Source organism: uncultured Amaricoccus sp., assembly GCF_937858865.1.
In the GTDB taxonomy this organism is placed as follows: Bacteria; Pseudomonadota; Alphaproteobacteria; order Rhodobacterales; family Rhodobacteraceae; genus Amaricoccus.
The window spans coordinates 1-4,661 of sequence record NZ_CALLYO010000398.1 but is presented as its reverse complement, the minus strand read 5'-3'; the positions used below and the strand labels follow the sequence as shown (position 1 = coordinate 4,661).

The 4,661-nt window shown below is 72.3% G+C and carries 6 protein-coding genes; 2 read left to right on the top strand and 4 right to left on the bottom strand.

What is annotated here, in order from left to right:
- A partial coding sequence (locus Q0112_RS11715) for a hypothetical protein (RefSeq protein WP_297975542.1) occupies nt 1-286 on the bottom strand: 286 nt, incomplete at its 3' end.
- Between the two features lie 83 nt (nt 287-369).
- Here Q0112_RS11715 and Q0112_RS11710 point away from each other — a divergent pair.
- Nucleotides 370-1,077, top strand: coding sequence for a CDP-alcohol phosphatidyltransferase family protein (locus Q0112_RS11710; protein WP_297975539.1), 708 nt, complete (start codon nt 370-372; stop codon nt 1,075-1,077).
- Nucleotides 1,078-1,222: 145 nt separating this feature from the next.
- Here Q0112_RS11710 and Q0112_RS11705 read toward each other — a convergent pair whose 3' ends face one another.
- The 3 genes from Q0112_RS11705 to Q0112_RS11695 form a co-directional block, all read right to left on the bottom strand.
- On the bottom strand, nt 1,223-1,987 hold the full coding sequence (locus tag Q0112_RS11705; protein ID WP_297975536.1) for a molybdopterin-dependent oxidoreductase: 765 nt from the start codon (nt 1,985-1,987) through the stop codon (nt 1,223-1,225).
- Nucleotides 1,987-2,772, bottom strand: coding sequence for a cytochrome b/b6 domain-containing protein (locus tag Q0112_RS11700; RefSeq protein ID WP_297975534.1), 786 nt, complete (start codon nt 2,770-2,772; stop codon nt 1,987-1,989). The genes Q0112_RS11705 and Q0112_RS11700 overlap by 1 nt, the downstream gene beginning before the upstream one ends.
- Before the next feature lie 131 nt (nt 2,773-2,903).
- Complete coding sequence (locus tag Q0112_RS11695; protein ID WP_297975531.1) at nt 2,904-3,455, bottom strand: gamma-glutamylcyclotransferase; 552 nt, start codon at nt 3,453-3,455, stop codon at nt 2,904-2,906.
- A gap of 110 nt (nt 3,456-3,565) precedes the next feature.
- Between Q0112_RS11695 and Q0112_RS11690 the strand changes: the two genes are divergently transcribed.
- Nucleotides 3,566-4,558: a DUF2125 domain-containing protein gene (locus Q0112_RS11690; protein WP_297975528.1), complete on the top strand. Its 993-nt coding sequence runs from the start codon at nt 3,566-3,568 to the stop codon at nt 4,556-4,558.
- Nucleotides 4,559-4,661: the final 103 nt, after the last annotated feature.

Below are 4,661 nucleotides of genomic sequence, written 5' to 3'. Positions count from 1 at the left end.
CGAGGCCGGTCGCCGGGATCGCCTCGCCGTCGACGACGAAGGCGAGGTCGCGGATGGCGCCGGGGCCGAAGCCGACGTTGGCGAGCGAGAGGTCGAGCGTGCCGGGGACCGCCTCCTCGGTCACGCGCCACTCGATGCGCGGCTGGACGCTCAGCCGGGTGTGGCGGCGGGTGCTGACCGCCTGGAAGATGGTGAGCGAGATGGCGCAGACCGAGATGACGACGGGGAGCCAGAGACGGAAGGCCTCGGCGTAGAGCTTCCACCGCACGGGGTCGCCTTCGTTCATGGCGCGCGATGCTCGCACGCGGCCGGTGCGCCGGCAAGCGATCCGGGGTTCCGCTCGTGGAACTTTCGCCGTATCTGGAGGAAATGAAGACCAAGCCGCTGGCGTTCGCCGTGCATCTTCTGACCGGGTCGGGCGCCGCGCTGGCGCTGATGGCCCTCATTGCCGCGACCGCCGGGAACTGGCGGCAGATGTTCGGCTGGCTGGTGCTCGCCCTCATCGTCGACGGCATCGACGGGCCGCTGGCGCGCAAGGTCGACACCAAGCACAATGCCGCCAACTGGGACGGGACGGTGCTCGACCTCGTGGTCGACTATCTGACCTACGTCTTCATCCCGGCCTATGCGCTCGTCTATTCCGAGCTCATCCCCTGGCCCTGGTCGCTGGTCGCCGCCCTCTTCATCGCGCTGACCGGCGTCGTCTATTTCGCCGACGTCAGGATGAAGACGGCGGACAACTGCTTCATGGGCTTCCCCGCCGTCTGGCAGATGCCGCTCCTCGTCTTCCTCACCTTCCAGCCGCCGGTCTGGGTCACCGCCGCCAGCATCGTGCTGATGGGCCTCGGCCAGTTCACCTGGCTCAAGTTCATCCATCCGGTCAGGACCGAGCGCTGGCGCAAGGTGAACCTGCCGATCTGCCTCGCCTGGGTGGTCTTCGGCGCCTGGTCGGTCTGGGAGAACTTCGACCCGCCGCAGGCGGTGAAGCTCGGGCTGCTGCTCTCGAGCGCCTGGCTGCTGCTGGTCGGCATCGTCATGCAGCTCGTGCCGGTCCGCGGCACGGCCAAGCTCTCCTGATACGGCCTCCGGGCGATCGACTGGGCATCCGGAGGGGCGGTGGGGGATTCCGCTCATATTAACAAGGGTTTGGACGGGCTGGAAGGCGGCCGGAAAGCGGCTGGAAAGCGGCCATACGAATTTGACGGTCGGTTAATATGAGCCGTCAGATCCCGGCGTACCAGTCGTAGCCGGCAACGTCCTCCCAGAAGCCGCCCCTGCCCCGCCCGGTGGCGGCGAGATTCGCCACCGCCTCGATGCGCATGACGAACTTCGCGTGCTTGTAGCCGAGCTGGCGCTCCACGCGCAGGCGCAGCGGCGCGCCGTGGCCGAGCGGCAGGGGCGCGTCGTTCATCCCCCAGGCGAGGATCGTCTGCGGGTGGAAGGCGTCCACGAGGTCGATGCTCTCGTAGTAGGGCTCGCCGCCGAAGTCGTCGGCGCAGTGAAGCACGATGTAGCGCGCGACGGGCAGGAGCCGCACCGCGTTCAGGACCTCCGCGAGCGGGGTCCCCGTCCACTTGCCGATCGCGCTCCAGCCCTCGACGCAGTCGTGCCGGGTGATCTGGCTGCGCACCGGCAGCGCGCGGAGCTCGGCGAGCGAGAAGCCCCGCGGGCCCTCGACCAGCCCGCCGACCGCGAGCCGCCAGTCGGCGAAGCCCGCCGCGGCGTGGCGCTGCCACTCCGGCGCGCGCGGGCTGGTGTTGCCGTTGGTGCGGAAGCGCGGCGACATCTCGGCCGGGTCGTACTCGCGCGCCAGCGCGTTCGCCCCGATCAGCCGGTGCACCCGCCAGGAGAGCCACTCCCCCGAGCCGAGCACCATGTCGCGGAAGCTCGGGCTCGCCCCGAGCCGGTCGCAGCCGGCGAGGAGGAGCGCCGGCGCCGCGAGCCCGGCGCCGCGCAGCAGCCGGCGGCGGGTGAGAAGCCGCGCCATCAGCCCCCCTCCCCCGGCGCGCGGCGCCGCCCGGTGATCATCGCCCCCACCCGCCCGACCGGGCCGGCCAGCAGCAGCATCGCGAGATGCACGAGCAGGAAGCCGACCAGCGTCCAGGCGAGGATGAAATGCACCGAGCGCGCCGTCTGCCGCCCGCCGAAGAGGTCGAGCAGCCACGGCCAGGTCGCGTCCATCGACGGCGACATGGTGAGCCCGCTCAGCACCATCAGCGGCAGCAGCACCAGCAGCACGACAAGATAGGCGAGCTTCTGCAGCACGTTGTAGCGGTCCCGCGGGAAGTCGAGCCGCAGGTGCCGCCCGATCTCCGCCCGCAGGTTCCCCGGCGCGACCTCCGCCGCCCGCGGCACGAGGTCGCGGCGGAGATGCCCGTTCACGAGGCTCCAGCCCGCATAGCCGGCGAGCCCGAGCGCCAGGAGCCAGGCGAAGCTCAGGTGCCAGCGCCGGGCCAGCGCCAGGTCGTAGGTCGAGGGGATCGTCGCCCAGCCCGGGAAGGCGACGTTCCACACCCGGCCCTTCGTCCGGCTGGTGCCGAGGACGCCGGTGGTGTCGATTTGCACCTCCCCCACCCGCAGGTAGCCGCGCCCCGCGTCGGCGCCGATCTCGAGCCAGGCCGGATCGTAGTCCGCGCCATACTCCCCCCAGTAGAGCCGGGGATGGGCGTTGAAGATCATCAGCCCGCTCATCAGCAGGACGAAGAAGACGGCCGCATTGACCCAGTGCCAGAGCCGCGTCGACAGCCGGTGCCCGGCGACCGCGCCGCTCATCCGAGCGCCTGCCGCGCGGCGGGCGCCTCGAGGCGCGGCGGGACCCTGCGGTTCATCGGCATCTCCATGGCCCTCCATACGCAGCCGGGCGCGCGGGCGTTACCCGCGGCGGCGCACGAAAGGGTGATCGCTCATTCCGGACGTTCGCGCACCAGTTCCGCCAGCCGGGCGAGGTCGGGGTCGTGCAGCCCGAGCGTCTCGAGGCTCTCCACCGTCTTCAGCAGATAGTCGCGGTTCGGCCCGCGCGGCCCGACGGCGCGGGCGATCACCTCGGCCTGCGCCTCGAGGCTCAGCCCGCCGCGGTACTGCGCGTGCGCCGGGTTCGAGACATAGACCAGCGCCTCGACCGCCTCGCCGTCCTCGAGCGCCACCGGCAGCCGCGCCTCGGTATAGGCGTAGGAGACGAGCTCGCGTTCGCGCAGGTAGGCGAGCGTCGCCGCCGCCCGCTCCGCCGCCACCTGGTAGGCGACGCCGACGCAGCTCCCGCTGCCGTCGCCGCGGTCGAGCGCCAGCACCAGCCCCGGCGCCTCCGGCGTGCCGCGGTAGACGATCGAGGTCATGCAGAAGGCGCGGCGGTAGCCGCAGAGCGTCGCCACCCGCCGGTCGGCATATTCGAAGCCCGGCGACCAGATCAGCGAGCCGTAGCCGAAGACCCAGAAGCCCGCCTGCCCGCCGCCGTCCATAATCCGCTGTTCCCGTCCGCGCGCCTGCGCTAAGCCCCGCCTGCCCGAGGCGCCCGGCGCCTTCGGACCGGCACGATGGTCGGAGTTGGGGGTAGGACATGCGCGCGCTCTTGGCAATCTTGATCCTGGCGGCGCTCGCCTGGTGCGGCTGGTGGTTCGTCCAGGCCACCGCGCGGGACCGGGCGATGGAGGCCTGGCTCGCCGACCGCCGCGCCGCCGGCTGGGTGGCCGAGGCCGAGGATCTGAGGGTGCGCGGCTTCCCCAACCGCGTCGACACGGTCGTCAGCGACCTCTCCCTCTCCGATCCCGCCGCCGGCTGGGCCTGGCAGGCGGGCGGGCTGCGGATCCTCTCGCTCTCCTACAAGCCCAACCACGTCATCGCCGTGCTGAGCGGCGAGCAGGTCGTCTCCACCCCCTACGAGACCATCCGCGCCACCAGCGACGTCCTGCGCGGCTCGGTCATCTTCCGCCCCAGCACCCGGCTCGAGCTCGACCACATGACCTTCGAGATCGAGAACATGCAGCTCCGGGGCGACGCCGGCTGGACCGCCGGCATCGGCAAGGCGATCCTCGCCACCCGCCGGGCCGCCGACGGCACCCCCTTCGCGCACGACCTTGCCTTCAACGCCGAGAGCCTCGCGCTGCCGCCCGAGGTCGTCGCCGGCTTCCGCGCCGACGGCGTGCTGCCGGCCGTGATCGGCCCGATCGCCCTCGACTCGACCCTCCACTTCGACCGCCCCTGGGACCGCCAGGCGATCGAGAGCGACAATCCGGCGCTGGAGCAGGTCGAGATCCGCGAGCTCTCCTTCACCTGGGGCAAGCTCGACCTGCGCGGGCGCGGCACGCTCGCCGTCGACGACGCGGGCTTCGCCGAGGGCCGGCTCGACCTGCACGCCCGCAACTGGCGCGCCATGATCGAGGTGGCCGAGGCGAGCGGCGCGCTCGCCCCCGCCCTCGCCGGCGCGCTGCGCTCCGGCCTCGGCCTGCTCGCCCGCCTCGGCGGCGACGGCGACGCGCTCGAGGTGCCGCTCGACTTCGCCGACGGCCTCGCCCGCCTCGGCCCGATCCCGATCGGCCCCGCCCCCCGCCTCGCCCAGCGCTGACGCCGGGCTCACGCCGGACGGCACCGGCCCGCCCCCCTACATCAACTGCCATTCCAGGACGAGGAGGGCAGCGCCCGACCCGGCGGGCGAGAAGCGCCCGCCA